Annotated in this window: 26 protein-coding genes and 3 tRNA genes; 20 read left to right on the top strand and 9 right to left on the bottom strand. The window is 67.4% G+C overall.

From position 1 onward, the window contains the following. Positions 1 to 2: 2 nt before the first annotated feature. The 7 genes from DER72_RS04920 (at position 3) to DER72_RS04890 (ending at position 5,411) form a co-directional block, all read left to right on the top strand. Positions 3 to 497: a regulatory protein RecX gene (locus DER72_RS04920; protein WP_110068881.1), complete on the top strand. Its 495-nt coding sequence runs from the start codon at positions 3 to 5 to the stop codon at positions 495 to 497. Positions 498 to 631: 134 nt separating this feature from the next. After that, entirely contained in the window at positions 632 to 3,244 is a 2,613-nt protein-coding gene (gene alaS / locus DER72_RS04915; protein ID WP_110068880.1) for an alanine--tRNA ligase, read from the top strand. A gap of 105 nt (positions 3,245 to 3,349) precedes the next feature. Continuing rightward, positions 3,350 to 4,588 (top strand): aspartate kinase, encoded by a 1,239-nt coding sequence (locus DER72_RS04910; protein WP_110068879.1) that lies wholly within the window; start codon positions 3,350 to 3,352, stop codon positions 4,586 to 4,588. A gap of 199 nt (positions 4,589 to 4,787) precedes the next feature. Next, the gene (gene csrA, locus DER72_RS04905; RefSeq protein ID WP_110068878.1) at positions 4,788 to 4,985 is read left to right on the top strand and encodes a carbon storage regulator CsrA; all 198 of its coding nucleotides are present in this window, start codon (positions 4,788 to 4,790) and stop codon (positions 4,983 to 4,985) included. Positions 4,986 to 5,063: 78 nt separating this feature from the next. Beyond that, a tRNA-Ser gene (locus DER72_RS04900) sits at positions 5,064 to 5,156 on the top strand. Between the two features lie 53 nt (positions 5,157 to 5,209). After that, positions 5,210 to 5,286 (top strand) — tRNA-Arg (locus DER72_RS04895). Between the two features lie 48 nt (positions 5,287 to 5,334). After that, positions 5,335 to 5,411 (top strand) — tRNA-Arg (locus DER72_RS04890). 170 nt (positions 5,412 to 5,581) lie between these two features. Here the strand turns inward: DER72_RS04890 and DER72_RS04885 are convergent. Continuing rightward, the gene (locus DER72_RS04885; RefSeq protein WP_110068877.1) at positions 5,582 to 6,541 is read right to left on the bottom strand and encodes a tRNA-dihydrouridine synthase; all 960 of its coding nucleotides are present in this window, start codon (positions 6,539 to 6,541) and stop codon (positions 5,582 to 5,584) included. 180 nt (positions 6,542 to 6,721) lie between these two features. Between DER72_RS04885 and DER72_RS04880 the strand changes: the two genes are divergently transcribed. The 3 genes from DER72_RS04880 to DER72_RS04870 are packed head-to-tail and all read left to right on the top strand — an operon-like array spanning position 6,722 to position 10,187. Then, positions 6,722 to 6,973 (top strand): OadG family protein, encoded by a 252-nt coding sequence (locus tag DER72_RS04880; RefSeq protein WP_110068876.1) that lies wholly within the window; start codon positions 6,722 to 6,724, stop codon positions 6,971 to 6,973. A gap of 56 nt (positions 6,974 to 7,029) precedes the next feature. Then, positions 7,030 to 8,853, top strand: coding sequence for a sodium-extruding oxaloacetate decarboxylase subunit alpha (oadA, locus tag DER72_RS04875; RefSeq protein WP_110068875.1), 1,824 nt, complete (start codon positions 7,030 to 7,032; stop codon positions 8,851 to 8,853). An 11-nt stretch (positions 8,854 to 8,864) separates the two neighbouring features. Continuing rightward, positions 8,865 to 10,187: a sodium ion-translocating decarboxylase subunit beta gene (locus DER72_RS04870; RefSeq protein WP_110068874.1), complete on the top strand. Its 1,323-nt coding sequence runs from the start codon at positions 8,865 to 8,867 to the stop codon at positions 10,185 to 10,187. Positions 10,188 to 10,254: 67 nt separating this feature from the next. On the opposite strand, the gene DER72_RS04865 is transcribed toward DER72_RS04870, so the two are convergent. From DER72_RS04865 to DER72_RS04835, 6 genes are all read right to left on the bottom strand, one after another. Further along, positions 10,255 to 11,841 (bottom strand): gamma-glutamyltransferase family protein, encoded by a 1,587-nt coding sequence (locus tag DER72_RS04865; protein WP_110068873.1) that lies wholly within the window; start codon positions 11,839 to 11,841, stop codon positions 10,255 to 10,257. Positions 11,842 to 11,866: 25 nt separating this feature from the next. Further along, positions 11,867 to 13,192 carry a TRAP transporter large permease subunit gene (locus tag DER72_RS04860; protein WP_110068872.1) on the bottom strand — a complete coding sequence of 442 codons (1,326 nt, stop codon included), beginning with the start codon at positions 13,190 to 13,192 and terminating at the stop codon, positions 11,867 to 11,869. 3 nt (positions 13,193 to 13,195) lie between these two features. Beyond that, the gene (locus tag DER72_RS04855) at positions 13,196 to 13,705 is read right to left on the bottom strand and encodes a TRAP transporter small permease subunit (protein WP_110068871.1); all 510 of its coding nucleotides are present in this window, start codon (positions 13,703 to 13,705) and stop codon (positions 13,196 to 13,198) included. A gap of 1 nt (position 13,706) precedes the next feature. Next, on the bottom strand, positions 13,707 to 14,810 hold the full coding sequence (locus tag DER72_RS04850) for a TRAP transporter substrate-binding protein (protein WP_110068870.1): 1,104 nt from the start codon (positions 14,808 to 14,810) through the stop codon (positions 13,707 to 13,709). A gap of 920 nt (positions 14,811 to 15,730) precedes the next feature. Next, the gene (locus DER72_RS04840) at positions 15,731 to 16,261 is read right to left on the bottom strand and encodes a chromate transporter (RefSeq protein ID WP_110068869.1); all 531 of its coding nucleotides are present in this window, start codon (positions 16,259 to 16,261) and stop codon (positions 15,731 to 15,733) included. Next, entirely contained in the window at positions 16,258 to 16,830 is a 573-nt protein-coding gene (locus DER72_RS04835) for a chromate transporter (protein WP_110068868.1), read from the bottom strand. Before DER72_RS04835 ends, DER72_RS04840 begins: the two co-directional genes overlap by 4 nt. Positions 16,831 to 17,014: 184 nt before the next feature. On the opposite strand from DER72_RS04835, the gene DER72_RS04830 reads away from it, so the two are divergent. Next, a complete protein-coding gene (locus DER72_RS04830; protein ID WP_258306199.1) occupies positions 17,015 to 17,665 on the top strand; it encodes a GntR family transcriptional regulator in 651 nt (216 codons plus the stop codon). Positions 17,666 to 17,691: 26 nt separating this feature from the next. Here the strand turns inward: DER72_RS04830 and DER72_RS04825 are convergent, their stop codons facing one another. Both DER72_RS04825 and lexA read right to left on the bottom strand, forming a co-directional pair. Then, positions 17,692 to 18,309, bottom strand: a complete 618-nt coding sequence (locus DER72_RS04825; RefSeq protein ID WP_110068866.1) for a YigZ family protein — start codon at positions 18,307 to 18,309, stop codon at positions 17,692 to 17,694. After that, on the bottom strand, positions 18,309 to 18,794 hold the full coding sequence (gene lexA / locus DER72_RS04820; protein WP_110068865.1) for a transcriptional repressor LexA: 486 nt from the start codon (positions 18,792 to 18,794) through the stop codon (positions 18,309 to 18,311). Before lexA ends, DER72_RS04825 begins: the two co-directional genes overlap by 1 nt. Positions 18,795 to 19,010: 216 nt before the next feature. Between lexA and ccmA the strand changes: the two genes are divergently transcribed. From ccmA to ccmI, 9 genes are read left to right on the top strand one after another with little or no spacing between them, the layout of a single operon-like run. After that, a complete protein-coding gene (gene ccmA / locus DER72_RS04815) occupies positions 19,011 to 19,658 on the top strand; it encodes a cytochrome c biogenesis heme-transporting ATPase CcmA (RefSeq protein WP_110068864.1) in 648 nt (215 codons plus the stop codon). Further along, positions 19,645 to 20,394 (top strand): heme exporter protein CcmB, encoded by a 750-nt coding sequence (ccmB, locus tag DER72_RS04810; RefSeq protein ID WP_258306198.1) that lies wholly within the window; start codon positions 19,645 to 19,647, stop codon positions 20,392 to 20,394. The genes ccmA and ccmB overlap by 14 nt, the downstream gene beginning before the upstream one ends. A 14-nt stretch (positions 20,395 to 20,408) precedes the next feature. Continuing rightward, positions 20,409 to 21,149: a heme ABC transporter permease gene (locus tag DER72_RS04805; RefSeq protein ID WP_110068863.1), complete on the top strand. Its 741-nt coding sequence runs from the start codon at positions 20,409 to 20,411 to the stop codon at positions 21,147 to 21,149. Further along, positions 21,149 to 21,388 (top strand): heme exporter protein CcmD, encoded by a 240-nt coding sequence (ccmD, locus tag DER72_RS04800; protein ID WP_110068862.1) that lies wholly within the window; start codon positions 21,149 to 21,151, stop codon positions 21,386 to 21,388. Before DER72_RS04805 ends, ccmD begins: the two co-directional genes overlap by 1 nt. A 1-nt stretch (position 21,389) precedes the next feature. After that, positions 21,390 to 21,911 (top strand): cytochrome c maturation protein CcmE, encoded by a 522-nt coding sequence (gene ccmE, locus DER72_RS04795; protein ID WP_110068980.1) that lies wholly within the window; start codon positions 21,390 to 21,392, stop codon positions 21,909 to 21,911. A gap of 12 nt (positions 21,912 to 21,923) precedes the next feature. Then, positions 21,924 to 23,942, top strand: a complete 2,019-nt coding sequence (locus DER72_RS04790) for a heme lyase CcmF/NrfE family subunit (protein ID WP_110068861.1) — start codon at positions 21,924 to 21,926, stop codon at positions 23,940 to 23,942. After that, the gene (locus DER72_RS04785) at positions 23,939 to 24,472 is read left to right on the top strand and encodes a DsbE family thiol:disulfide interchange protein (protein ID WP_110068860.1); all 534 of its coding nucleotides are present in this window, start codon (positions 23,939 to 23,941) and stop codon (positions 24,470 to 24,472) included. The genes DER72_RS04790 and DER72_RS04785 overlap by 4 nt, the downstream gene beginning before the upstream one ends. Further along, positions 24,463 to 24,936 carry a cytochrome c-type biogenesis protein gene (locus tag DER72_RS04780; protein ID WP_110068859.1) on the top strand — a complete coding sequence of 158 codons (474 nt, stop codon included), beginning with the start codon at positions 24,463 to 24,465 and terminating at the stop codon, positions 24,934 to 24,936. Before DER72_RS04785 ends, DER72_RS04780 begins: the two co-directional genes overlap by 10 nt. Then, the gene (gene ccmI, locus DER72_RS04775; RefSeq protein WP_110068858.1) at positions 24,933 to 26,183 is read left to right on the top strand and encodes a c-type cytochrome biogenesis protein CcmI; all 1,251 of its coding nucleotides are present in this window, start codon (positions 24,933 to 24,935) and stop codon (positions 26,181 to 26,183) included. The genes DER72_RS04780 and ccmI overlap by 4 nt, the downstream gene beginning before the upstream one ends. The last annotated feature ends 1 nt before the right edge of the window (position 26,184 follow it).

The following is a 26,184-nucleotide window of genomic DNA, read 5'->3' as shown; positions in this document are numbered from 1 at the left end:
CCATGTTCGCTCAGGCCGATGCCGATGCCGGTGCCACGCCACGTGATGACGCCATCCGCCTGCTGGCCCGGCGCGAGTATTCCCGTGCCGAGCTGGCCAGCCGGCTCGCGGCCAAGGGGCACGCGCCTGCGGCCATCGGCGAGTGCCTCGATGCCCTTGAGGCGCAGGGCCTGCAGTCCGACGCCCGCTTCGCCGAGAGCTTCCTGCGCTCGCGCATCCTGCGCGGGCAGGGCCCGCTGAAGATCCGCCAGGCGCTCTCTCAGCGCGGCATCGAGCGCGAGCTGGTGCGCAGCGCCTTCAGCGAGCAGGAGGGGCAGGGCGGGGTCGACTGGTTCGCCCTGGCCTGCGAGACCCTTGCCCGGCGCTTCTCCGGCCCCGGCGACACCCCCCGCGAGCGCGCCCGGCGCGAGCGCTTCCTGGCCGGTCGCGGCTTCGACTTCGAGCAGGTGCGTCACGCCCTGGATCATGCCTGGGACTCGGCAGCGGATCTCGACTAGTGGCAGGGTCCGCCCCGTTCTTGCGGGTGCTGCCTCTTTAGTCCCTTGACAGCTGCGCTATAATGTCTCCCTTTGCGAACGCCCCGGGTGGCCTCGTCGCCGACGGCCACCCTGCCCATCGCCACGGATACCCCATGAAAAGCGCAGACATCAGACAGGCCTTCCTGAGTTACTTCGAGGAGCACGGCCATACCGTCGTGCCCTCCAGCTCCCTGGTGCCGGGCAACGACCCGACCCTGCTGTTCACCAATGCCGGCATGGTGCCGTTCAAGGACGTCTTCCTGGGCCGTGACCCGCGCCCCTACGTGCGGGCGGCCTCGTCCCAGCGCTGCGTGCGCGCCGGCGGCAAGCACAACGACCTGGACAACGTCGGTTACACCGCCCGCCACCACACCTTCTTCGAGATGCTGGGCAACTTCAGCTTCGGCGACTACTTCAAGCGCGACGCCATCCGCTTCGCCTGGACCTTCCTCACCGAGACCCTGGGCCTGCCCAAGGAGAAGCTGTGGGTGACGGTCCACATTAGCGACGACGAGGCCGAGGCGATCTGGAAGGAGGAGATGGGCATCGACCCGGCGCGCTTCTCGAAGCTCGACGAGGACAACTTCTGGCAGATGGGCGATACCGGTCCCTGCGGTCCCAGCTCCGAGATCTTCTACGATCACGGCCCCGAGGTGTGGGGCGGGCCTCCCGGCAGCCCCGAGGAGGACGGCGACCGCTACATCGAGATCTGGAACCTGGTCTTCATGCAGTTCGAGCGCGACGCCGCGGGCACCCTGCATCCGCTGCCCAAGCCCTCCATCGACACCGGTATGGGCCTCGAGCGCATCGCCGCGGTGATGCAGGGCGTGCACTCCAACTACGAGATCGATCTCTTCCAGAACCTGCTGACCGCCGCCGCCGAGGCCACCGGCCACGATGACACCCGCACCCCCTCGCTGCGGGTGATCGCCGACCATATCCGCTCCTGTGCCTTCCTGATCGCCGATGGCGTGCTGCCCTCCAACGAGGGGCGCGGCTATGTGCTGCGCCGGATCATCCGCCGCGCCATCCGTCATGGTCACAAGCTGGGCGCCCAGGGCGCCTTCTTCCACAAGCTGGTGGGGGCACTGGACGTCGAGATGGGCGACGCCTACCCCGAGCTGCGCGAGGCGCGCCACCAGATCGAACGTGTGCTGCTCAAGGAAGAGGAGCAGTTCGCCCGCACCCTGGAGCACGGCATGGGCCTGCTCGAGGAGGCGCTGGCTGGCCTCGACGGCGAGGTGCTGCCCGGCGAGACGGTGTTCAAGCTCTACGACACCTACGGCTTCCCCTATGACCTGACCGCCGATGTTTGCCGCGAGCGCGGCGTGACCCTCGACGAGATCGGCTTCGAGCGTGCCCTGGAGGCCCAGCGCGAGCGCGCCCGGGCGGCCAGCCAGTTCGGCGCCGACTACGGGGCGGCACTCGATCTCGAGGGCGAGACCACCTTCACCGGCTACGACCGGCTCGAGGATCGCGCCACCGTCACCGCCATCGTCGACCGCGAGGGCAATGCCCTGGAGGGCCTCGCGCCCGAGCAGCGCGGCATCGTGGTGCTCGACCGCACCCCCTTCTACGGGGAGTCCGGCGGCCAGGTGGGCGACACCGGCTACCTGCACCTCGCTGATGGCAGCCGCTTCCTGGTCACCGATACCCAGAAGCAGTCCGGCCACCACCTGCACCACGGTGTGCTGCTCGAGGGCGCGCTCGCCGTTGGCGACGAGGTGCGCCCCGAGGTCAACGCCGAGCTGCGCACCGCTATCACCCGCAACCACTCCGCCACCCACCTGATGCACAAGGCGCTGCGCCTGGTGCTGGGCGACCATGTGGCCCAGAAGGGCTCGCTGGTGACCCCGGAGCGCCTGCGCTTCGATTTCAGCCACTTCGAACCGATGAGCGCGGAGCAGCTGGCCGAGGTGGAGCGTCTGGTCAACGAACAGGTGCTGGCCAACGCGGCCACGCAGATCGAGCAGATGACCCTCGACCAGGCCAAGGCCAAGGGGGCGGCGGCGCTGTTCGAGGCCAAGTACGCGGACAGCGTGCGGGTTCTGACCATCGGCGCCGATGACTTCTCCATCGAGCTGTGCGGCGGGACCCATGTGGCGCGCAGCGGCGACATCGGCTGCTTCCATATCGTCAGCGAGCAGGGCATCGCCAGCGGGGTGCGCCGCATCGAAGCGATCACCGGCGAGGGGGCGCTGGCCTGGTTCCACGAGCAGGAGGCGCGCCTCACTCGCATCGGCGAGCGCCTCAAGGCCAAGCCCGAGCAGGTCGAGGAGCGCGTCGAGTCGCTGGTAGAGCGCAACCGCAGCCTGGAGAAGGAGCTCGAGCGGCTCAAGGCCAAGCTGGCCAGCGCCGCCGGCAGCGACATGCTGAGCCAGGCGACCGAGGTCGCCGGGGTCAAGGTGCTGGCGACTCGCCTGGAGGGGGTCTCCGCCAAGGAGCTTCGCAACGTCCTGGATCAGCTCAAGAACAAGCTGGGCTCCGGCGTCGTGGTGCTCGGCGTGGCGGACAAGGAGGCCGGCAAGGTGAGCCTGATTGCCGGCGTCACCGATGACCTCACCGACCGTGTCAAGGCGGGCGAGCTGGTCAACCACGTGGCCGCCCAGGTGGGCGGCAAGGGCGGCGGCCGTGCCGACATGGCGCAGGCCGGGGGCAGTGACGCCGCCGCCCTGCCGGGGGCCCTGGCGAGCGTGCCCGCCTGGGTCGAGGCGCGCCTCCAGTAACAATCGACAGGGCCGGTGACCGCAGGGTGCCGGCCCTGTTTGCAGGGATTCACCTTTCACTCATCCGGGCGCCCTGGCGTTCGACTCACGAGGGAAAATCGGCATATGGCACTATACGTACAGAAATTCGGCGGCACCTCGGTGGGCTCCGTGGAGCGCATCAAGGCCGTGGCCGAGAAGGTCAAGGGGTTCCGCGACGACGGCCATCAGGTCGTGGTCGTGGTCTCCGCCATGAGCGGCGAGACCAACCGCCTGATCGGCATGGCCCACGAGATCAACGACGAGCCGACGCCGCGCGAGATGGACATGCTGGTTTCCACCGGCGAGCAGGTCACCATCTCGCTGCTGGCCATGGCGCTGCACAAGCTGGGCGTGCCGGCCACCTCCTACACGGGCTCCCAGGTGGGCATCCTCACCGACAGCTCCCACACCAAGGCGCGCATCCAGCGCATCGAGACCGACGAGATCCGGGAAGATCTGGACGAGGGCCAGGTGGTGGTGGTCGCCGGTTTCCAGGGCGTGGATGAAGAGGGCAACATCACCACCCTCGGCCGCGGTGGTTCCGATACCACCGGGGTGGCCCTGGCGGCGGCGCTGAAGGCGGATGAGTGCCAGATCTATACCGACGTCGACGGCGTCTACACCACCGACCCGCGGGTCTGCAGCAAGGCCCGGCGCCTGGACTCCATCACCGTGGAGGAGATGCTGGAACTGGCCAGCCTCGGCTCCAAGGTGCTGCAGATTCGCGCCGTCGAATTCGCCGGCAAGTACAACGTGCCGCTGCGCGTGCTCTCCAGCTTCGAGGATGGCCCCGGCACCCTGATCGTTGCAGACTCCGACCAAGACGAGGACTCCATGGAAGAACCGCTGATCTCCGGCATCGCCTTCACCGCCAACGAGGCCAAGCTGACCCTGCTCAACACCCCGGACGTGCCGGGCGTCGCCTCGCGCATCCTGGGCCCGATCGCCGATGCCAACATCGAAGTGGACATGATCGTCCAGAACGTGGCGCCGGCCGGTGACTACACCGACTTCACCTTCACCGTGGCCAAGGGCGACTACAAGAAGACCTTGCGGATCCTCGAGGAGCAGGTGATCCCCGACCTGGGCGGTGGTGAGGTGCGCGGCGACGAGAACATCGCCAAGGTCTCCCTGGTGGGTGTCGGCATGCGCTCCCACGCCGGCGTGGCCTCCAAGATGTTCCGGGTGCTGGCCGACGAGAGCATCAATATCCGCATGGTCTCCACCTCCGAGATCAAGATCTCCGTGGTGATCGACGAGAAGCAGATGGAGCTCGCCGTGCGCGCCCTGCATACCGCCTTCGGCCTCGACAAGAGCGAATAAGGCTGCCCCGGGTGACCGACACCTTCTACGCTGACAGGGAGGCCCGTGACGGGGCTTCCCTTCAACGGGGAGGTCAGGTGTCATCGGCTGCCGAATTGGTCACGGACGACGCCGTGCCACATAATGACTCGGTGTGTTTCCCGCGGCGAACAAGCCGCTGCCGCCGAGTTTCAGAACAAGCCTGAGAAGGAGATCAGCCATGCTCATCCTGACCCGCCGAGTCGGCGAGACCCTGATGATCGGAGATGACATCACCGTGACGGTGCTGGGCGTCAAGGGGAATCAGGTCCGGATTGGCGTCAATGCCCCCAAGGACGTCGCCGTGCACCGCGAGGAGATCTACCAGCGCATCCAGCGCGAGAAGGGCGAGGAGGCCACCTCCGGCCACGATGACTGATCCCGCGTCCGAAAAAAGAGACGAGTGTCGCTGGACAAAGCGCTTCATAAACGGTAGGATACGCCCCGTGTCGATGAGGGAGAGGTGGCCGAGTGGCTGAAGGCGCTCCCCTGCTAAGGGAGTATGGGGTTTATAGCCTCATCGAGGGTTCGAATCCCTCCCTCTCCGCCATGACCGCAAGGCTCAGGTCTCGCAATCATAGGGTCGACACTATTGAAGACAGGGCGCCCGTAGCTCAGCTGGATAGAGTACCTGACTACGAATCAGGTGGTCGGAGGTTCGAATCCTCCCGGGCGCGCCACTTCAGAACATTTCCACGTGATGGCGATCACGCTAATCATCGCACCACGCGCCCGTAGCTCAGCTGGATAGAGTACCTGACTACGAATCAGGTGGTCGGAGGTTCGAATCCTCCCGGGCGCGCCAGATCTGGACCCGTCCTCTCAGGAGGGCGGGTCTTCTGCTTTCCGGGGTCGCCCCCTTCGTTTTCTGCTAGCCGGAGTCGCCCGAGTTCGAGCGTGACTCCGCGATCGTTTGAGGCGCCGTCGCCATTGCGACGTGCGCCTCTTTTTTATGGTTTATGGCTTGTTTACGGCTTATGCGCCTGCCGCGGCACCTGCGGCTTCCTCCCGAGTCGCCAGCCCCTCCAGCAGAGCCTCCAGGTCATTGATCCGCTTGAGGCGCTCGAAGCGGCGGGCGGCCTCCGGGTCCCTGACGCGCATGTGATTCAGCCATTGCTTGATCAGGGAGGCCACGACCCGCTCGGGAAGCGTGCTGCGCTGAAGCTCGGCGAAGCGGGTCAGGATCTCGGCCCGCGCCGCCCAGGGCGTCGCCGGCAGGCGCTCGCCGGTGAGCTGCCAGTGGCGGATGCGCGGGGCCAGCCAGGGGTCGGCCAGGGCGCCGCGGCCGATCATCACGTCGCGGCAGCCCGAGAGGGTGCGGGCGCGCCAGTAGTCCTCGAGGGTCCAGATGTCGCCATTGGCGACGACCGGGATCGACAGGCGAGAGCGGATGCGCCCGATCCACTCCCAGTGGGCCGGGGGCCGATAGCCTTCGTTGCGGGTACGGGCGTGGACGACCAACTGGCGCGCGCCGCCGGCCTCGGCGGCCAGGGCGCAGGCCAGCGCCAGGCGCCTGTCGGCGAAGCCCAGGCGGACCTTGGCGGTGACCGGGATCGCGTGGCCCACGGCATCGTTCACGGCGGACACGGCGGCATAGACGCGGCGCGGGTCGCGCAGCAGCGAGGCGCCACCGTCGTGGCGGTTGACCAGCTTGGCCGGGCAGCCGAAGTTCAGGTCGAGGCTCACGGCGCCGAGGCTCAGCGCCTGGGAGGCGTTGGCGGCCAGGGTCGCGGGGTCGGAGCCCAGCAGCTGAAGATGGACCGGTATCCGGCTCGGGGTCGTGACGCTGGGGCCGAGCAGCTCCGGGCAGTGCTTGTGGAAGACCCGCGGCGGCAGCCGGGCATCGACGACGCGCACGAACTCCGTCACCGTCCAGTCGAAGCCCGGCTGGCGAGTCAGCAGGTCACGGGTATGGGCGTCGATGACGCCTTCCATGGGCGCCAGTCCGAGCCGTCCGCTACAGTCTTGTAGTAAATTAACAACGCTGACTTCCACCATGCCCTCATTGCAATCTGACGGGAGTGTGGCAGGTTATACCATCGGAAAATTTGCGCAAGACGCTATCTTGCTGAGTGTTGGCGGCACGGTGGCTGACGATTGATACGGAGGCACGGCATGCAGGATGTGGAACTGCTGGAGGAGGGCCTGGCCCTGATGGGGCTCGGCATGGGCTTCGTTTTTGTTTTTCTTACCGTTCTGGTGATCGTGACCACCCTGATGTCGCTGGTGATCCGGCGCTTCGCCCCCGAGCCGCCCGCGCCCGCCGCCACGCCCGCTCGCTCGCCGGCGTCCCCCCGCCAGGATGACGAGCTGATGGCGGTGATCGGCGCCGCCCTGCATCGCTACCGTCAGCGCCATCGCCGCTGACGCCGGCTTCCCCGCTTTCCCGACTTCCCCTTCACTATTACGACAAGGTCAAGCCAATGACTGACACCGCTCGCCCGCTCGGTATCACCGACGTCGTCCTGCGTGACGCCCACCAGTCGCTGTTCGCCACCCGCCTGCGCCTCGATGACATGCTGCCCATCGCCGAGAAGCTCGACCGCGTCGGCTTCTGGTCGCTGGAGTCCTGGGGCGGCGCCACCTTCGACGCCTGCATCCGCTACCTGGGCGAGGATCCCTGGGAGCGTATCCGCGAGCTCAAGGCGGCCATGCCCAACACCCCCCAGCAGATGCTGCTGCGCGGCCAGAACCTGCTCGGCTATCGCCACTACGGCGACGACGTGGTGGACCGATTCGTCGAGCGCGCCAAGACCAACGGCGTCGACGTCTTCCGCGTCTTCGATGCCATGAACGACCCGCGCAACCTGGAGCGCGCCATCCAGGCGGTGCGCAACGTCGAGGGCCACGCCCAGGGCACCCTCTCCTACACGGTGAGCCCGGTGCACACCCTGGACGGCTGGGTCGAGCTCGGCAAGACCATCGCCGCCATGGGCGCCGATTCCCTGTGCATCAAGGACATGGCCGGCCTGCTCAAGCCCTATGACGCCTATGAGCTGGTCACCAAGCTCAAGGCCGCGGTGGAGATCCCCATCCACATGCAGTGCCACGCCACCACCGGCCTCTCCACCTCGACCATCGTCAAGGCCGCCGAGGCGGGCATCGACAACGTCGACACCGCCATCTCGTCGATGTCGATGACCTACGGCCACAGCCCCACCGAATCCGTGGTGGCGATCCTCCAGGGCACCGAGCGCGACACCGGCCTGGACCTCGAGCTGCTCGAGGAGATCGCCGCCTACTTCCGCGAGGTGCGCAAGAAGTACGCCGCCTTCGAGGGTTCACTCAAGGGCATCGACTCGCGCATCCTGATCGCCCAGGTGCCGGGCGGCATGCTCACCAACATGGAAGGCCAGCTCAAGGAGCAGGGCGCCGGCGACAAGCTCGACGACGTGCTCCAGGAGATCCCCAGGGTGCGCGAGGACCTGGGCTTCATCCCTCTGGTCACCCCCACCTCCCAGATCGTCGGCACCCAGGCGGTGATGAACGTGATGATGGGAGAGCGCTACAAGTCGATCTCCAAGGAGGTCCAGGCGCTGCTCAAGGGCGAGTATGGCGCCGCGCCTGCCCCCTTCAACAAGGAGCTGCAGGCCCGCGTGCTGGAGGGCAAGGCGCCCATCACCTGCCGCCCCGCCGACCTGCTCGAGGCGGAGATGGATGCGCTGACCAAGGAGCTCAAGGCGAAGGCCAAGGCCGACGGCATCCGCCTGGCCGAGGGCGAGCGCGAGATCGATGACGTGCTCACCTATGCGCTCTTCCCGCAGATTGGCCTGAAGTTCCTCAAGAACCGCGACAACCCCGACGCCTTCGAGCCGGCGCCCCAGGCACCGGAGGCCGCTGCCAAGCTGCCGGCCGCCGCACAGAAGGGCGGGGCGCCGGCCGTCAGCGCAGGCGCGCCGGCCGGCCCCGAGACCTACACCGTCAAGGTCAACGGCAAGGCCTACGTGGTCGAGGTCGCCGAGGGCGGCGAGATCGCCGACGTCCAGGCGCAGGGCGCTGCCGCCCAGCCCGCCGCCGAGGCCGCGCCGGCCGCCACCGGCGAGGTGATCAGCGCGCCGCTGGCCGGCAACATCTTCAAGGTCAACGTGCGCCCGGGCGATGCGGTCAAGGCGGGCGACGTGGTGATCATCCTCGAGGCCATGAAGATGGAAACCGAGGTGCGTGCGGCGAGCGCCGGTACCGTCTCCGCGGTCAAGGTCGGCGAGGGCGACAGCGTCGCCGTCGGTGACGTCCTCATCGAGCTCTAAGGGGCCTCACCATGGATAAGCTGGTAACCCTCTGGTATGGCTCGGGAGCCTACAACCTGACCCCGGGCCAGGCCGTGATGATCCTGGTCGGGCTGGGGCTGCTGTACCTCGCCATCGCCAAGAAGTTCGAGCCGCTGCTGCTGGTGCCGATCGGCTTCGCCGGCATCCTGGCCAACATTCCCGAGGCGGGCCTGGCCATCTCGGCCCTGGACCAGGCCATCGAGGTGGCGCGCCCCGCGGTGCTCCACCAGATGGCCATGGCGCTGGGAGCGACCCTGGACCCGCTGGCCGGCGAGGAGGCCTGGCGGGCCACCCTCAAGGCGCTGGTCGACAACGGCGCCTCGCCGGACCAGCTGCGTGCCGCCAAGGACGTGGCCATGAACGTCGGCTACGGCGATGGCCTGCTCTACACCTTCTACCAGGTCGCGGTCGCCTCGGGCATCGCCCCGCTGCTGATCTTCATGGGCGTGGGGGCGATGACCGACTTCGGGCCGCTCTTGGCCAACCCGCGCACCCTGTTCCTGGGCGCGGCGGCGCAGTTCGGTATCTTTGCCACCGTGTTCGGCGCGGTGGGCCTGTCGGCCATGGGCTGGATGGACTTCTCCATCGAGCAGGCCGCCGCCATCGGCATCATCGGCGGCGCCGACGGCCCCACCTCGATCTACGTGTCGAGCGTGCTGGCCCCGGAGCTGCTGGGTGCCATTGCCGTGGCCGCCTACGCCTACATGGCGCTGGTGCCGATGATCCAGCCGCCGATCATGAAGCTCTTGACCAGCAAGAAGGAGCGCGAGATCACCATGACGCAGCTGCGTCCGGTGTCGAAGCTCGAGAAGATCGTCTTCCCGCTGGCGCTGCTGGTGCTGGTGGCGCTGTTCCTGCCGGACGCCTCGCCGCTGCTGGGAATGTTCTGCTTCGGCAACCTGATGCGCGAGTGCGGCGTGGTGGAGCGACTGACCGACACCGCCCAGAACGCCCTGATCAACATCGTCACCATCGTGCTGGGCCTGGCAGTGGGCTCCAAGCTGATGGCCGAGAGCTTCCTGGCGGTGGAGACCCTGGGCATCATGGGGCTGGGCATGGTGGCCTTCGCCATCGGCACCGCGGCCGGGGTGCTGATGGCCAAGCTGATGAACCTGGTCAGCAAAATGCCGATCAACCCGCTGATCGGCGCCGCCGGGGTCTCCGCGGTGCCCATGGCGGCCCGGGTTGCCAACAAGGTGGGGCTGGAGTCAAACCCGCACAACTTCCTGCTGATGCACGCCATGGGGCCCAACGTGGCGGGGGTGATCGGCTCGGCGGTGGCCGCGGGAGTGATGATCAAGTACCTGGGCTGAGGCCCACCGGTACCCCCATGCCAACGCCAACGGCGCCTCGAGGGGCGCAGTTCTTCGTGGAGTGTTGTCACCAGCCGGCGGCTCCGCCGTCGCTGCGCGGGTCATGGGCCCCTTCGATCAGGCCGTCCGGGTGGTGCACGATACCCCCGGCATGGCCCATGGTGTCGCTGTAGGCCTCCGGGAGCACCTCCACATCGTGCCCCGCCGCGCGCAGCGCGGCAACGGTACGTTCGGGAAAGCGTGACTCTAGCTTGAGGTTGGTGCTGCCCTCACCCCAGGTACGGCCCAGCAGCCAGCGAGGTGCACTAACCGCAGCCTGGAGCGACATTCCGTGGAAGGCATATCGCGAGAACACCGCCGCCTGTGTCTGGGGCTGGCCCTCGCCGCCCATGGTGCCGTACACCAGGGTTCGCCCGTCATGAAAGCGCGCCAGCGCCGGATTGAGGGTATGGAACGGTTTGCGTCCGGGGCCCAGCCCGCGGAGGGAGTCGGAGTCCAGGGAGAAGCTGATGCCGCGATTCTGCCACAGCACACCACTTTCCGGGAGCACAAGCCCGCTGCCGAATTCCCAGTAGATGCTCTGAATGAAGCTTACCGCCCGCCCCTCGCGGTCAACGGTGCCCATCCAGATGGTATCCCCCGGGGCCGGCTCATGGGGCCATGGCAGGGCCTTGTGCATGTCGATCTGGGCGGCTTCGCGGTCCAGGTGCGTCGCATCCAGCAGGCCCTGGAGCGGCTCGGGTAGGCGCTCGGGGTCGGTGACATGTCGGTCGCGGAGGAGGAAGGACCGCTTGGTCGCTTCGATGAGGCCGTGGATGTGCTCCACGCTCTCGCCCTCGGCAACCCTCAACCGTTCATAGAGCGCGAGGATCATCAGCGAGGCGACACCCTGGGTCGGCGCCGGCAGGTTATACAGGGTGACGTCCGCGAGACTGACCTCGAGTGGCGCGACTTGCCGGGCACGGTAACTGCTGAAGTCGTCCCGGCGTAGCGGGCTGCCGGCGGCATCCAGGTCATGTGCCATGCTGGCGGCCAGCTCCCCACGATAAAAGTCAGCGAGGCCCGCCGATGCGAGATGCTCGAGGGTCGTGGCGAGGCGTGGCTGGCGCAGCCGCTCCCCCTCGTGGGGTGCCTGGCCATCGATCAGGAATGTCTCGTTGAAGCCGGGGCTCAGTGACAGGCAAGACTGGTGCCTGGCGGTGAGCTGCTGCTGGCTTCTGGAGACGGCCACGCCCTCTCGGGCATGGCGAATGGCATCGGCCAGCAGGTCGGGCAACGGCATGGCCGAGCCCCAGCGACCGGCAAGCTTTAGGGCCTTGTCCCACCCTCCCACGGTCCCGGCCATGGTCAGGGCCGCCGCGGGCCCGCGCTCGGGTATGGTGTCATGTCCTCGGTAGAAGGCTGGCGTGGCGAGCCCTGCAGCGGCGCCACAGGCGTCGATCGCCACCGGCGGTTGTCCGGGTTCGTGGATCAGCCAGAAGCCGTCGCCGCCGATGGCATTCATGTGAGGGTAGGCCACGGCAATGGTGGCGGCAGCGGCGACCATGGCCTCCACGGCGTTGCCGCCGGCCCTGAGCACATCGCGACCGGCTTCTGCTGCCAGGTGGTGTGGGGCGACACACATGCCGCCGTAACTGCGCCGGGTATGGATCATCGAAACTCGTCTCCGTTCGGTGGGTTCACCAGCCGATGGCGGCCGGTAGCCAGGTAGCGATGGCCGGGAACAGGAATACCAGTCCCACCGCCAGGAACTGCAGGGCGATGAAGGGTAGTGCCCCCCGGTAGATATCCAGGGTGCTCACCTCTTTGGATGCCACCCCCTTGAGGAAGAACAGCGACCAGCCGAAGGGCGGCGTCAAAAAGGAGGTCTGCAGGATCAAGGCGATGAGTATACCCATCCAGGCCATGTCCACGCCCATTTGCACGAAAAACGGCAGGAAAAGGGGAAGGGCGATATAGGTGATCTCGATCCACTCGAGGAAGAAGCCGAGGATGAACATCAACAGCAGCATGAACAGCAGCGCACCGGTAACGCCGCCCGGTACCCAGTCGAACATGCGAGCGACGAGGTGCTCGCCGCCCAGGCCGCGAAATGCCAGGCCGAACACCTGGGCACAGATTAGGATGAAGAACACCATGGCTGAGATGAGCAGCGTGGACTTGGCGACATCCGCCAGCAGCGCCAGGGTCAGACGGCCGGAAAGGGCGACGAACAGTACCGCACCGAGGGCTCCCATGGCTGCCGCTTCGGTAGGCGCGGCGATGCCACCAATGATAGAGCCCAGCACGGCGATCACTAGGCCGACCGGAGGGCCGACCACCAGTACCACCTTGCGAGCAAGTGCGCCGCGCGACAGTGCGGTACGCTCCTCCAAGGGAATCGGCGGCATCAGCGCCGGGCGCAGAGAGGCCAGGCCGAGGATGGCCAAGACATAGACCGCCGCCAGGGTCAGGCCAGGCACCATCGCCGCGGCGAACATGGTACCTACCGACTCGCCGAGGATCTCTGCCAGAAGAATCAGCACCAGGCTTGGCGGAATGATCTGGCCCAGGGTGCCTGAGGCGCAGATCATCCCGGTCGCCAATGGTTTGGGGTAACCGCGGCGCAGCAGAGTCGGCAACGTCAGCAGCCCCAACGTGACGATGGTGGCCCCGACGATGCCGGTGGCGGCACCGAGCAGTACCCCCACGGCGATGATCGCCACCCCCATGCCCCCGGAGACGCCGCCGAACAGATGGCCGACCACGTCGATCAGCTCCTCCGCGAGTCGCGACTTCTCTAGCATCACCCCCATAAAGACGAACAGCGGTATCGCCATGAAGGTGTAGTTCGTCACCACCCCGTAGATACGGGAGGGCAGGAGGTTGAACAGCATGGGGCCGAAGCCGATATAGCCGAAGACGAAGGCAGTGCCGGCGATGGCGATACCGACCGGTAACCCGATCAGCAGCAGCACGAAGAAAGCCCCGATCATACCGATCGCGAGCCACTCATTGAGAGACATCGATCATTTACCTCTTGGAGGAAGACCAAAGCCATGGCGCAGCGCATGCGCCAAGCTCTGCAAGGCAAGCAGCAGGAAACCGAGCGGAATGAAGGATTTCAGTGCCCAGCGCCAGGGTAGCCCGCCTGGATTCGGTGACCCCTCATTGCGCGCCCAGGATTGGGCGATCCAAGGCAGGGTCAGCCAGGCGGCATAGAGCGCGATGCCTAGCAGCAGCAAGCCACCGATCACCTCGATGGTGCGTTTCAGCGCATCGGGGAAGCGCTCGTAGAACACGTCCACGCGTACCTGCTCCCCGGAGTAGAGGGCGTAGGACATGCCGAACAATGCGATCGGGGAGATAAGGTGCCACTGCAGTTCCTGCAGCCAGACGGCGCCGACCCGGAATAGGTAGCGCATGAACACGTCGCCGGCGACCAGCAGGACGAGGACGACACAGGTCCAGGCGGCGATCCAACCGGACAGGCGGACCGTCGCCTCGAGCCCGCGGATCGCACGTTCCACGGCTTTCATCTCAGGCTCTCCGGATCGATGCATGCCAGGGTCCTTCACTGACCTCGGCCCAGCGGTCGTGGTTGGCCTTGAACGCCATGTAGCTGTCGTGAACCCGGCGCACCAGCGGATCCGCGTTGGCTTCGGTGGCCAGGGTGTCGAGCGTTGCTTCACGCAGTGCGCTCACCACCGTGTCGGGCAGGGCTAGAGCGGTGACCCCGTGGTTTTCCACCAGATCGGTCAGCGCCTCACCATTCACCGCTTCCGACCAGGCCAGGCTGTCGAGGCAGGAGGCCATGCAGGCCGTGCGGACTATCATCTTCAGATCATCCGGGAGGCTGTCCCAGTGGGACCTGGAGATCAGCAGTTCCCCGGTCGTGGCGGGCTCATGCCAGCCGGTGGTGTGGTAGTAGCTGGCGGCGTTCTGCAGGCCCAGGCGTCGGTCCTGATAGGGGCCGACGAATTCTGCGGCATCAATCACGCCGCGCTCCAGGGCGGGGAAGATCTCGCCGCCCGGCAGGACACGGGCATCGACGCCAAGCGCGGCGTAGACCTGGCCGGCCAGACCGGGGATCCTCATGCGCAGGCCATTGAGCTGGCTGAGGTCCTCAATCGGTTCGCGGAACCAGCCGGTCATCTGTACGCCGGTGTTGTTGAGTGGCAGTGCCATCAGACCATAGGGCTCGTAGACCTCTTGCCAAAGTTCCAGGCCGCCGCCATGGAACAGCCAGGCCATATGGCCCATGTAGCTCATGCCGAATGGCACCGTGGTGAAATACTGGGCGGCGAAGGTGGTGCCGGACCAGAAGTAGCTATTTGCGGCATTCATCTCGATGGTGCCGGACTGCACGGTCTCGAAGCCCTCGAAGGCTGGAATCAGCTCCCCGGCGGCGAAGTGCTGGATGTTCAGGCGGCCGTCCGACATGGTGTGGATCTTCTTGATCATGTCCGTAGGACTGCCGGGACCCTCGACATAGAAGGGGGAGCCCGGCCCATAGGCATTGGTCATGCGCCAGTTGAAGGTCCTGGGAGACTGGGCAGTAGCAATGGCCGGCGCACCGAGGATCAGACCCGCAGTGGAGGAGGCTGCGGCCGTGGTGAGAAACTTGCGACGTGACAGAGACATGACGTTACCTATTGATGGGTTGGTGAAACATCCTTTACACCCATCAGTTAGCAAGCGGCATGCCAGATAATCGATTATCCCTGCTTTGAAAGATTTATCTTCCCCGCATCGGTATCACTCGGAAGGGTCACGTATCCGTTTTGCACCAGGGTGGAGCTGGTGCCCGCGCTGTGCGACCTGCTGGTGCGGCACGAGGGTGCCTTCCAATGGCGGACGGCGCCCATTCAGGCGCCGTCCGCCATCGCGAGCCGAGCATCGCTATTCGAGACTCTCGGCCCCATGGCGTCTGCCTCGGTGATGTAGTGCAGGCCGTCCGCATAGGCCAGCTTGGCGCCCGGCCGCCGGGGGCGAAGTGCTCGAACATCTTGAGGTCCTGATAGAGCGAGAAGATCACCGAGGATGCCCAGCGCCAGGGTCAGCACGTTGGATGGGCCGTCGAGGCGCTCCGGATGCGCGACCCCCGGGGGGGCGGAAGGTGCCATCCTCGAAGAAGGCGCCACCAGAGGAGAGGTGGAACATGGCGAAGTCGATCGCATCGGTCAGTGGCGCGAAGGCGTCTTAGGAGTAGTCCACGGTCCCGGCGAGCTTGGAGAGCGCGATGGTGTCGTGGCTGCCCAGCAGGGTGTGGCCGTCCGGCCGCGCGTCCTTGGCGTTGCGCGAGCCCAGGGTGGCGCCGGCCCTGCCATGTTGACCGGCACGATCGATTTGCCCAGGTGCTGCTTGGCCTCCTGGGAGATCAGCCGGAAGATGATATCGGTAGCGCCACCGGGGCCGAAGGGAATCACCAGGCGAATATCCTGCTCGGGATAGTCGGCCTGGGCGGTGGCCGAAAAGGCGACGCCGCCGGCGGCAAGGGTGTGAGCGCGTGTTCCCGTGTCGGGTCTTGTATGGCGTTGTCGATGACAGGCGTCGGGCGGTGCTCACCCGAGAAAGAGCCCTCCATAGACCAGTGCGCCCAGTATCACGAAGGCCGGATGAGTGCGGTATTTCAGCAGGGCGATTGCCGCGGTGGCCCCGATCAGCAGGGTGTGTAGCAGGCCGGCGCTGTTGATCCCTTCACTGAAGAAGCTCCAGGTCAGCCAGGCCATCATCATGGCGATCACCGGGCGTACCCACTGGCTCATGCGCTTCACCCGCGGCGAGTCGCGGTGGCGGTAGAGCAACCCCAGGGCGCCGAGCATCAGCAGCAGAGAGGGCACCACGGTGGCCAGCACCGCCACCAGGGCCCCGCCGACCCCGGCGACCTCGTAGCCGATCTGGCCGGCCATCTTGGTGGCGATGGGGCTGGGCAGGGCGTTGCCGAGCGCCAGGGTCTCGGCGAATTGCTGGGCGCTCATCCAGCCATAGCGGCCCACCACCTCGGCCTCGATCAGCGGGATGATCGCCGGCCCGCCGCCATAGCCGATGATGTTGGGGATGAAGAAGGCGAGGAACAGCTCCCAGTAGGTCATCGGCTGGCCTCCTCGGCGGTATTGGTCGGCCGCAGCAGGGCCGCCGCCAGCAGCGCCCCGACCACCCAGCCGGGATGGAGGCCCATCAGGTAGATCAGCCCCCCCGCCGTGGCCGCCATGGCCAGGCTGATCCCCCAGCCCAGCGCCAGGCGCGACTTGTTCCAGAAGTCCAGGGTCAGCTGCGCCATCATCACCATGACCACCGGGACGACCGCCTGGCCCATGCCGCGGATCCAGTCCACGTCGCGGTAGCGGCTGAACAGGCCGAGCAGCAGGATCATGGCGACGATCATCGGCAGGATCACCGCTAGCACGGCGATCAGGCAGCCCGGCAGACCAGCCACCCGGTAGCCGATATAGCCGGGCATCTTGGTGGCGATCGGCCCGGGCAGGGTGTTGCCGATGGCGAGAATGTCGGCGAACTCCTCGTCGGTGAGCCAGGCATGGCGCTTGACCACCTCCTGCTGGACCAGCGGTATCATCGCCGGCCCGCCGCCGAAGCCGAGCAGCCCGATGCGGGTGAAGGCCCAGAAGAGGGCGCCCAGGGTCGCCTTGTCGGGGGCGCTCAAGGGGTCGCCCCCGGTGATGCGATGGCAGGGCAGTCGATGGCTTTTGTTCCCATTGGTCGTCTTTGCGATAAAAAATCGATTATATTGTCTGAGAGACTATAGGGCGGCGCGGAGAGGAGCGTCAAGGGTTGACGGGAGCGGACGTCGAGGAGGGGAAATGGCCATACCTAAACGGAAGGGACGCATGACCACATCCAGCCGCATCTACGACACCCTGCGGCAGGACCTGGTCAACGGGCGGTTCGAGGCGGGGGAGAAGGTGGCGATCAGCTCGCTCAAGGCGCGCTACGACGTCGGGCTGAGCCCGCTGCGCGAGGCCCTGAACCGTCTCGCGGCCTACGGGCTGCTGATCCAGGAGAATCAGCGCGGCTTTCGCGTGCCCAGGCTGGAGCGCGACGAACTGGACGACATCGCCGGGATGCGCCGCGAGCTGGAGGGCATGGCGCTGGAGCGGGCGATCGCCCGGGGCGATGCCGAGTGGGAGTCGGAACTGCTCGCCGCGGCCCATCGCCTGAAGCGCGCCGACCAGGCGCCGGAGAGTGGCGATGAGTGGGAGCGCCTACACGGGCGCTTTCATCGCACTCTGGTCGCGCCCTGCGGCTCGGCCTGGCTGCTGCGCTTCGTCGAGCAGCTCCACGACCAGTTCGACCGCTACCGCCGCCTGGCACCGGAGGCGCCGGAGGTCCGCCGGGTGCTCGATGCCCAGCATGACGAGCTGGTGGCGCTGGCCCTCGAGCGCGATGCCCGGGGCGCGCGCGCCCTGATGGATGACCATATCCAGCGCTCCTACGAGGTGGCGCTGGGCAGCTTTTCCCGGGGCCGCCTGACGCGCTGAGCCGCGCTCGGCGCTGGCCCGCGGAGTCACTCCTCGACGAGGGCGAGTCGGCCGCGCAGGCGCGACTGGAGGGCGGCGAGGTCAACGGGCTGGTCGCTGGGCCAGCCGACGGTGAGCACGACGCCGTCGGCGCCGTAGTCGGCGGCCTCGACGGGGATCTCCCGGCTGGCTAGCCAGCCGCGGGCCTCGGCCTCGCCGGCGAAGTCGAGGCGCAGGCGCAGCGGGTCGCGCTCCACCACCTCGCGGCGGGGCAGGCTCTCCAGGCCCTGGGTCACGGCCTGGGCATAGGCGCGGGCCAGGCCGCCGGTGCCCAGCTTGGTGCCGCCGAAGTAGCGGGTCACCACGCAGCCCACCTGGCCGAGCCCCGAGCCCTGCAGTACCTGATACATGGGGCGCCCGGCGGTGCCGCCGGGTTCGCCGTCGTCGGAGAAGCCGATGGCGGCCTGCTCGCCGGGCGGGCCGGCGATGAAGGCGCTGCAGTGATGGCTCGCCGCAGGGTGGCGTCGCCGGGCCTCGGCCAGCAGCGCCTCGAAGGCGGCGGCGTCGGGGGCGTGGCACAGCCAGGTAATGAAGCGGCTCCTCTCCACCTCCAGCTCGCTCTCCTGCCAGGTGCCGCCGGGCAGGTCGGGGACGGGGTAGCGCATCAGGCGGCTAGTTCCTCCTGGCGCACGACGCCCATCACCAGCCCCAGCACCTGGATGTCGCTGTTCTTCAGGAAGATCGGCGCCATGCGCTCGTTGGCCGGTTGCAGGCGCACGCCGGCGCGGTCGATATAGAGCTTCTTCAGGGTAACCTCCTGATTGTTGATCATCACGACGGCGGTCTCGCCGTTCTCGGCACTCTCCTGGCGCTCGATGATGATCACATCCCCGTCGAAGATGTTGCAATCGATCATGGAGTCGCCGCGCACTCGCAGCGCATAGGTGTTGCGACGCACCATGCGCCGGGGGACTCGGATGCTGGTGCTGTCCAGGCAGGCCTCGATGGGAAGGCCCGCCGAGACGCTGCCGAGCAGCGGCACCTCAACCAGGTGGTCGTCGGCGGCGTCCGCGCCGTCGAGCAGGGCCCAGGCCTCGGCCAGGGGTAGGTTGGGGCGGCGAAGAAGGAACTGGGCGTTGACCTCGGGCATGGCGTGGGTCTCCTGTCGTCAGCCTTGTCGGCCGGATACTGTCGGCATATACAGTATTTGGCAAGCATAGCAGGGCCGCCCGATCACGCAAGGGGAGAGCATCGCCAGGAGGCTTGACCCCGGTCAACCGCGACCGGCTGACGCAGCCGGGAATCTGGCAGCAAAACCGCTTTCCGTGTAGAGTCTCGAGCCAAATTACCCATCCCGGAGTGTGCCTTGGCCCTGAGCCTGCAAGCCCGAAAGCTGGCCTGTGAGCGGGATGATCGCTGGCTCTTCGAGGATCTCGAACTGGATATCCACGCCGGCGAGATCGTTCGCGTCGAAGGCCCCAACGGCAGCGGCAAGACCACGCTGCTCAAGATCCTCTCCGGCCAGCTCGCCGACTATCAGGGTGAGCTGTTCTGGAACGGTGCGCCGATGCGTGAATCGCGCCAGGCCTTCCTTGAGAGCCTGCTCTACCTGGGCCATGCCCCGGGGGTAAAGGCGGCCCTGACGCCGCTGGAGAACCTGACCTGGTACCAGGCCCTGGCGGGCGAGCGCGGCAACGAGGCGGCGCGCCTGGCCGCCCTGGAGTCGGTGGGGCTGGTGGGCTTCGAGGACGTCCCCGCCGGGCAGCTTTCCGCCGGGCAGCAGCGTCGGGTGGCGCTGGCGCGTCTGGAGCTGACGCCGCGCCCGCTGTGGGTACTGGACGAGCCCTTCACCGCCATCGACCGCGACGGCGTGGCGGCGCTGGAGGAGCGGCTGATCGAGCATGCCCGCGCCGGCGGCTGCGTGCTGGTCACCACCCACCATGAGCTCAGGCAGACCGCCGAGCTGCGCCGGTTGTGCCTGGGCAGAGGAGGGCAGTCGCATGGCGGGCTCTGAAACCCGGCTGGCGGCCGCCGAGAGCCGCAGCCGCGGCGCACGACCTGGGGAACCTGGCAGTGGTCTGGCGGTCGCACTCTGGGCGACCCTAAGGCGCGACCTGGTACTGCTGATGCGCCGGCGCAGCGAGGTGCTCAATCCGCTGGTGTTCTTCGCGTTGGTGATCACCCTGTTTCCGATCGGCATCTCGCCGGATCCGCAGCTGCTGGCCACCATCGCCCCGGGCCTGCTGTGGGTGGCGGCGCTGCTGGCGGCGCTGCTCTCCCTGGACAGCCTGTTCCGCGGTGACTACGACGACGGCTCCCTCGAACAGCTGCTGCTGACGCCGCAGCCGCTGCCGATGCTGGCGCTGGCCAAGGTGGTGGTGCACTGGCTGCTGACCGGCCTGCCCCTGGCGCTGATGGCGCCGGTGCTGGGGGTCATGCTGTCGCTGCCGGCCGGCAGCTACCTGACCCTGGCGTTCTCGCTGGCGCTGGGCACCGCCAGCCTGAGCCTGATCGGCGCCATCGGTGCGGCGTTGACCGTGGGCCTCTCCCGCGGCGGCGTTCTGCTGTCGCTGCTGGTACTGCCGCTGTATATCCCGGTGCTGATCTTCGGCGCCGGTGCGGTGCAGGCAGCAATCCTCGGCGACGGAGCTGTCGCCCATCTGGCTATCCTGGGCGCCCTGCTGGCCCTGGCGCTGATGCTGGCCCCCTGGGCCATCGCGGCGTCACTGCGTATCAGCATCAACGGTTGAGAGGTGGAAGAAGCATGTGGGCCTTTGTTAACAAGTTGCGTTCCCCCAAGTGGTTCTACGCCATCGGGGCCAGGCTGCAGCCGTTCTTCTGGCTCGCCGCGGCCGCGCTGATCCTTACCGGCACTGTCTGGGGCCTGGCCTTTGCCCCCGCCGACTACCAACAGGGCAACAGCTTCCGCATCATTTATGTCCATGTGCCCTCGGCCTTCCTGGCCCAGTCGATCTTCGTCAGCATGGCGGTGTGTGGCCTGGTTTACATGGTCTGGAAGATTAAGGTGGCCGACATGGCCGCCGCCATGATGGCACCGCTGGGCGCGGCCATGACCTTCGTGTCCCTCTTCTCCGGCGCGGTGTGGGGCGTGCCCACTTGGGGCACCTGGTGGATGTGGGACGCCCGCCTGACCTCGATGCTGATCCTGCTCTTCCTCTATTTGGGGGTAATCGCCCTGCGCAGCGCCTTCACGAGCCGCGACAGCGCCTCCCGGGCCGCCTCGGTGCTGGCCATGGTGGGGGTGATCAACATCCCGATCATCAAGTACTCGGTGGACTGGTGGTACACCCTGCATCAGCCGGCCACCTTCACCATCACCGGGCGCGTCGGCATGCCCATGGAGATGTGGGCGCCGCTGCTGATCATGGTGCTGGGCTTCTACAGCTTCTTCATTGCCCTGACCCTGATGCGCACCCGCAGCGAGATCCTGCGCCGCGAGTCCAACAAGCGCTGGGTGCGTGACCTGGCCGGGGAGGAGCGCTGATGGCCTTCGAATCCTTCAACGAATTTATTGCCATGGGGGGGCATGCCCCCTACGTCTGGGCCGCCTGGGGAGTGACCGGCGCACTGCTGGTGGCGATCATCCTGCACGCCTGCGCCGAGCGCCGCCAGCTGCTGCGCAGCCTGCAGCGTCGGGTGCGGCGCGAGGAGCGCCTGGGCGCCAACCAGAGCGACATGGCTGGAGTTTCACATCACACGGGTGGTAATCGCCATGACTCTTAGCCTGACACCGAAGCGCAAGCAGAAGCTCTACGTCATCCTGGGGCTGATCTCGCTGGCGGCCGTGGCCGTGGGCCTGACCCTCTATGCCCTGCGCGCCAACATCAACCTCTTCTTCAGCCCGGTGCAGATCGCCGCCGGGGATGCCCCCTATGAACGGCAGATCCGCGCCGGCGGCATGGTTCGGGAGGGCACCGTGGTGCGCAACCCCGATAGCCTCGATGTGGAGTTCACCGTGACCGACTACGTCGAAGACGTGCGGGTTCACTACAGCGGAATCCTGCCCGACCTGTTCCGCGAGGGGCAGGGCGTGGTGGTGGTGGGCGAGCTGCAGCAGGGCGGCTACATCAAGGCCGACCAGGTGCTGGCCCGCCACGACGAGAACTACATGCCACCCGAGGTGGCCCAGGCCCTGGAGGACGCCGGCTACAAGCCCGAGGACTTCCAGCAGAAGGCCGCCGAGGTGGCCAAGCGCCTGGAGGCCGAGGAAGCCAACGGCGACGGCGCCACCAGTGGCTCGTACTGATCAGGAGTTCCCATGCTGACCAAGATGATTCCCGAGATCGGCCACTACGCCCTGGTCATCGCCCTGCTGTTGGCGACGGTTCAGGCGGTGATGCCCCTGGCCGGTGCGGCGACCCGTCGCCCGCTGTGGATGGCCTATGCCCGGCCCATGGCGGCCGGTCAGTTCCTGTTCGTGGCCATCGCCTATGCCTGCCTGACCGCGAGCTACATGCTGGACGACTTCAGCGTGATGAACGTGGCCAACAACTCCAACTCCATGCTGCCCTGGTACTACAAGTTCAGCGCGGTATGGGGCAACCATGAGGGCTCGGTGCTGCTGTGGAGCCTGATGCTGGCCGGCTGGGGCTACTTCGCGGCGCGCTTCTCCCGGGAGCTGCCCCGCGACATGGTGGCCCGGGTGATGGGCGTGATGGGCCTGGTCTGCGTGGGCTTCCTGCTCTTCATCCTGGTCACCTCCAACCCCTTCGAACGGATCCTGCCGCACATGCCGGCGGACGGCGCGGACCTCAACCCGCTGCTCCAGGACATCGGTCTGATCCTGCACCCGCCGATGCTCTACATGGGCTACGTGGGCTTCTCGGTGGTCTTCGCCTTCGCCATCGCCGCCCTGCTGGGCGGGCGCCTGGATGCCGCCTGGGCGCGCTGGGCGCGCCCCTGGACCAACCTGGCCTGGGCCTTCCTCACCGTGGGCATCGCGCTGGGCAGCTGGTGGGCCTACTACGAGCTGGGCTGGGGCGGCTGGTGGTTCTGGGATCCGGTGGAGAACGCCTCCCTGCTGCCCTGGCTGACCGGTACCGCCCTGATGCACTCCCTGGCGGTCACCGAGAAGCGCGGCGCCTTCAAGAGCTGGACCCTGCTGCTGGCGATCTCCACCTTCTCGCTCTCGCTGCTCGGCACCTTCCTGGTGCGCTCCGGGGTGCTCACCTCGGTGCACGCCTTCGCCAACGACCCCTCCCGCGGCTTCTTCATCCTGATGCTGCTGGGGATCACCGTGGGCCTGTCGCTGTTGATCTTCGCCCTGCGCGCCCCGCGGGTCAGCCACAAGGTGGGCTTCGGCTGGCTCTCCCGGGATGCCCTGCTGCTGATCAACAACCTGATTCTGGTGATCATGACGATCACCGTGCTGATGGGCACGGTCTATCCGCTGATCCTGGATGCCCTGGACCTGGGCAAGATCAGCGTGGGGCCTCCCTACTTCAATGCGCTGTTCGTGCCGCTGACCCTGATCATGTGCGTCTTCATGGGGCTCGGGCCGATCGCCCGCTGGAAGGACACCGCGCCGAGCCTGCTGATCCAACGGCTGTGGCTCGCCGCCGCGGTGGCCGTGGTGCTGGGGGCGGCGCTGCCGCTGATCTTCGCCGAGCGCTGGAGCGCGCCGGTGGCCATCGGCCTGATCGCCGCCCTGTGGATCGTGCTGCCGATGTTGCGCGACCTCTATGACAAGACCCGCCACGCCAGCTCCCTCGGCGCAGGGCTCAAGAAGCTGTCGCTGGCCTACTGGGGCATGCAGCTCGGCCACCTGGGCGTGGCGGTGACCATCGTCGGCGTGGCGATCGTCTCCAACTACAATATCGAGCGCAATGTGCGCATGGGGCCGGGCGACAGCGTCCAGGTCGCCGGCTACACCTTCACCATGACCGAGCTCACCGAGCGCCGCGGCCCCAACTTCCTGGCCGACCGCGCGGTGATCGAGGTGCAGCGTGGTGACCGCGAGCGCAGCTTCACCATGAACCCCGAGAAGCGCCTCTATATCGCCACCGGCATGCCGATGACCCAGGTGGCGCTTCGCCCCGGCCTGTTCCGCGACCTCTACGTCGCCATGGGCGAGGACCTGGGCGACGGCAGCTGGGCCATGCGGGTGCAGTACAAGCCCTTCGTGCGCTGGCTGTGGCTGGGCGGCCTGCTGATGTCCATCGGCGGCGTGCTGGCCGTGGTTGACAAGCGCTATCGTCGCCTGGCCGCCGCACCAGATCCCGAGGAGGCCGCGCTCAAGGCCGCCTCTGCTGCTCCCGGCAAGGAGGCAACCGCATGAACCGTCGTCTGCTGCTGCTGCTGCCGCTGGCCGGCTTCCTGGCGCTATCGCTGTTCCTCTACCAGGGGCTCTCGCTGAACCCCTTCCACCGCGAGTCGGCGCTGATGGCCCGGGACTTCCCGGAGTTCGACCTCCCCACCCTGGAGGACCCGGAGCGCCGGGTGGACCGCTCGCTGCTGACCACCGGTGAGCTCACCCTGGTCAACGTCTGGGGGGAGTGGTGCCCGGAGTGCAAGCGCGAGATGCCGCAGCTGCTCGACCTCTCCCATCGTCACGATGTCCGCATGGTCGGCATTAGCTGGAAGGACACCCGCGAGAAGGCCCTCGGCTTCCTCGAGGAGTTTGGCAATCCCTTCGAGGTCAATATCTTCGACCCGGACAACGAGCTGGGCTTCGAACTGGGCGTGTTCGGCGCGCCCGAGTCCTTCCTGGTGGATGCCGACGGGGTGATCCGCTATCACCACGTGGGCTACATCTCGCCGGGCGAGGTGCGCGAAAAGATCCTGCCGGAGGTGGAAAGATGGCGCTGATGCGAAACCTGATCACGACGCTCGCCCTGCTGCTGATGGCTGGCCTGGCCCAGGCCGCGGCCATCGAGGTGCGCGAGTTCGACGACCCGGTGTTGGAGCAGCGCTACCGAAGCCTGACGGCCTCGCTGCGCTGTCCCACCTGCGAGAACCAGGCGATCAACGACTCCGATGCGCCGGTCTCCGGCGACATGCGTGACCGCGTCTACCTGCTGCTGCACGAGGGCGTGTCCGATATCGAGATCCGCGACCACATGGTGCAGCGCTTTGGCGACTACGTGCTCTACAACCCGCGCCTGGAGGGTCGCACCTTCCTGCTGTGGGGGCTGCCGGCCGGCCTGGTGCTGCTCGCTGCCCTGCTGGTGGTGCTGATCGTGCGGTCCCGCCAGAACGCCTCCGCGCAGGCGCTCACTGCCGAGGAGCGCGCTCGTCTGCAAGCCCTGATCAACCGCGAGAGAACCGAATGACTCTGTTATGGATTGCCTTCGCCGTCCTGCTGCTGCCGGCACTCTGGCTGCTGGTCGCGCCGCTGCGCCGGGCGCGTGCCGTGCATGACGCTCAGCGCGACCACGAGATCAACGACCGTACCGCGGAGCAGAACGTGGCGATCTTCCAGCGGCGCCTGGCGTCTCTGGAGGCGGCCCTCGAGCGTGGCGATATCGACCAGGCCCGCTACGAGGAGGATCGCCTGGAGCTCGAGCGCGGCCTGCTCGAGGACACCGAGGGCCTCAAGCGGGCGCCGCTCAAGGCTTCCGCCTCCGGCCGCCTGGCCGTGCCGATCGTGATGGTGCTGGTGGTGGTGGCCAGCGTGCTCTGGTACCAGCGCGAGGGGGCCGAGGGCGACCTCACCCTGCTCGCACTGCAGCAGGAGGTGCAGAACCACCCCGATGGCTCCATCGAAATGCTAATCGAACGCCTCGAGGAGCAGGCCGTGCGCCAGCCCGGTAACCCCAACGTCTGGTCCTCGCTGTTCCCGCTCTACCGGGACATGGGCCAGGGCCGCGAGGCGATCCACGCCCTGGAGCGGCTGATCGAGCTCGAGGGGCGCCATCCCTCGCTGCTTGGTCAACTGGCCCAGGTCGAGTTCTTCGTCGCCGACCGCCAGCTGACCCCCCGGGTTCAGGCGCTGGTGGACGAGACCCTGGAGCGTGACTCCAGCCAGCCCACGGTGCTCGGGGTGCTGGGCATCGAGGCCTTCGACCGCGGCGACTACGAGGGCGCCATCGACTACTGGCGGCGCGCCATCGCGGGCATGTCGGATGCCTCCTCCGGCCAGGCGCTGCGCGAGGGCATCCGCGTCGCCCAGGAGCGGCTGGGCGTCGAGCCCGAGGCCCGGGAGCCGACCATGGACGAGGCCCAGGGGGACGGCATCCGCGTCCGGGTGAGCCTGGATGAGGCCCTCGAGGGGCGCCTGGGCGAGCAGGCCACGGTGTTCGTGGTGGCCCGCGACATGGAGGGTGAGCTGCCGCCCCTGGCCGTGGTCCGCTTCCCGGTCGGCGAGCTGCCCACCGAGGTGGTCCTCGACGAGCGCCATGCCATGTCGCCGGAGGCGAGCCTCGCCCAGGTGCGCGAGGCGCGGTTGATGGTGCGCGTCTCGGCCAGCGGCGACGCGGCCCCCCAGGCCGGCGACCTGTTCGGCGATCTGGAGGGGGTGCCGGTGGGCGCCACCGACGGCGAGCCCGTCGAGGTGGTGGTCGACCGTGTCTTCGACTAGC

This window comes from Halomonas sp. A11-A (assembly GCF_003182195.1).
In the GTDB taxonomy this organism is placed as follows: Bacteria; Pseudomonadota; Gammaproteobacteria; order Pseudomonadales; family Halomonadaceae; genus Halomonas; species Halomonas alkalicola.
The sequence above is the reverse complement of the archived record's forward strand: the minus strand, read 5'-3'. Positions and strand labels throughout refer to the sequence as shown.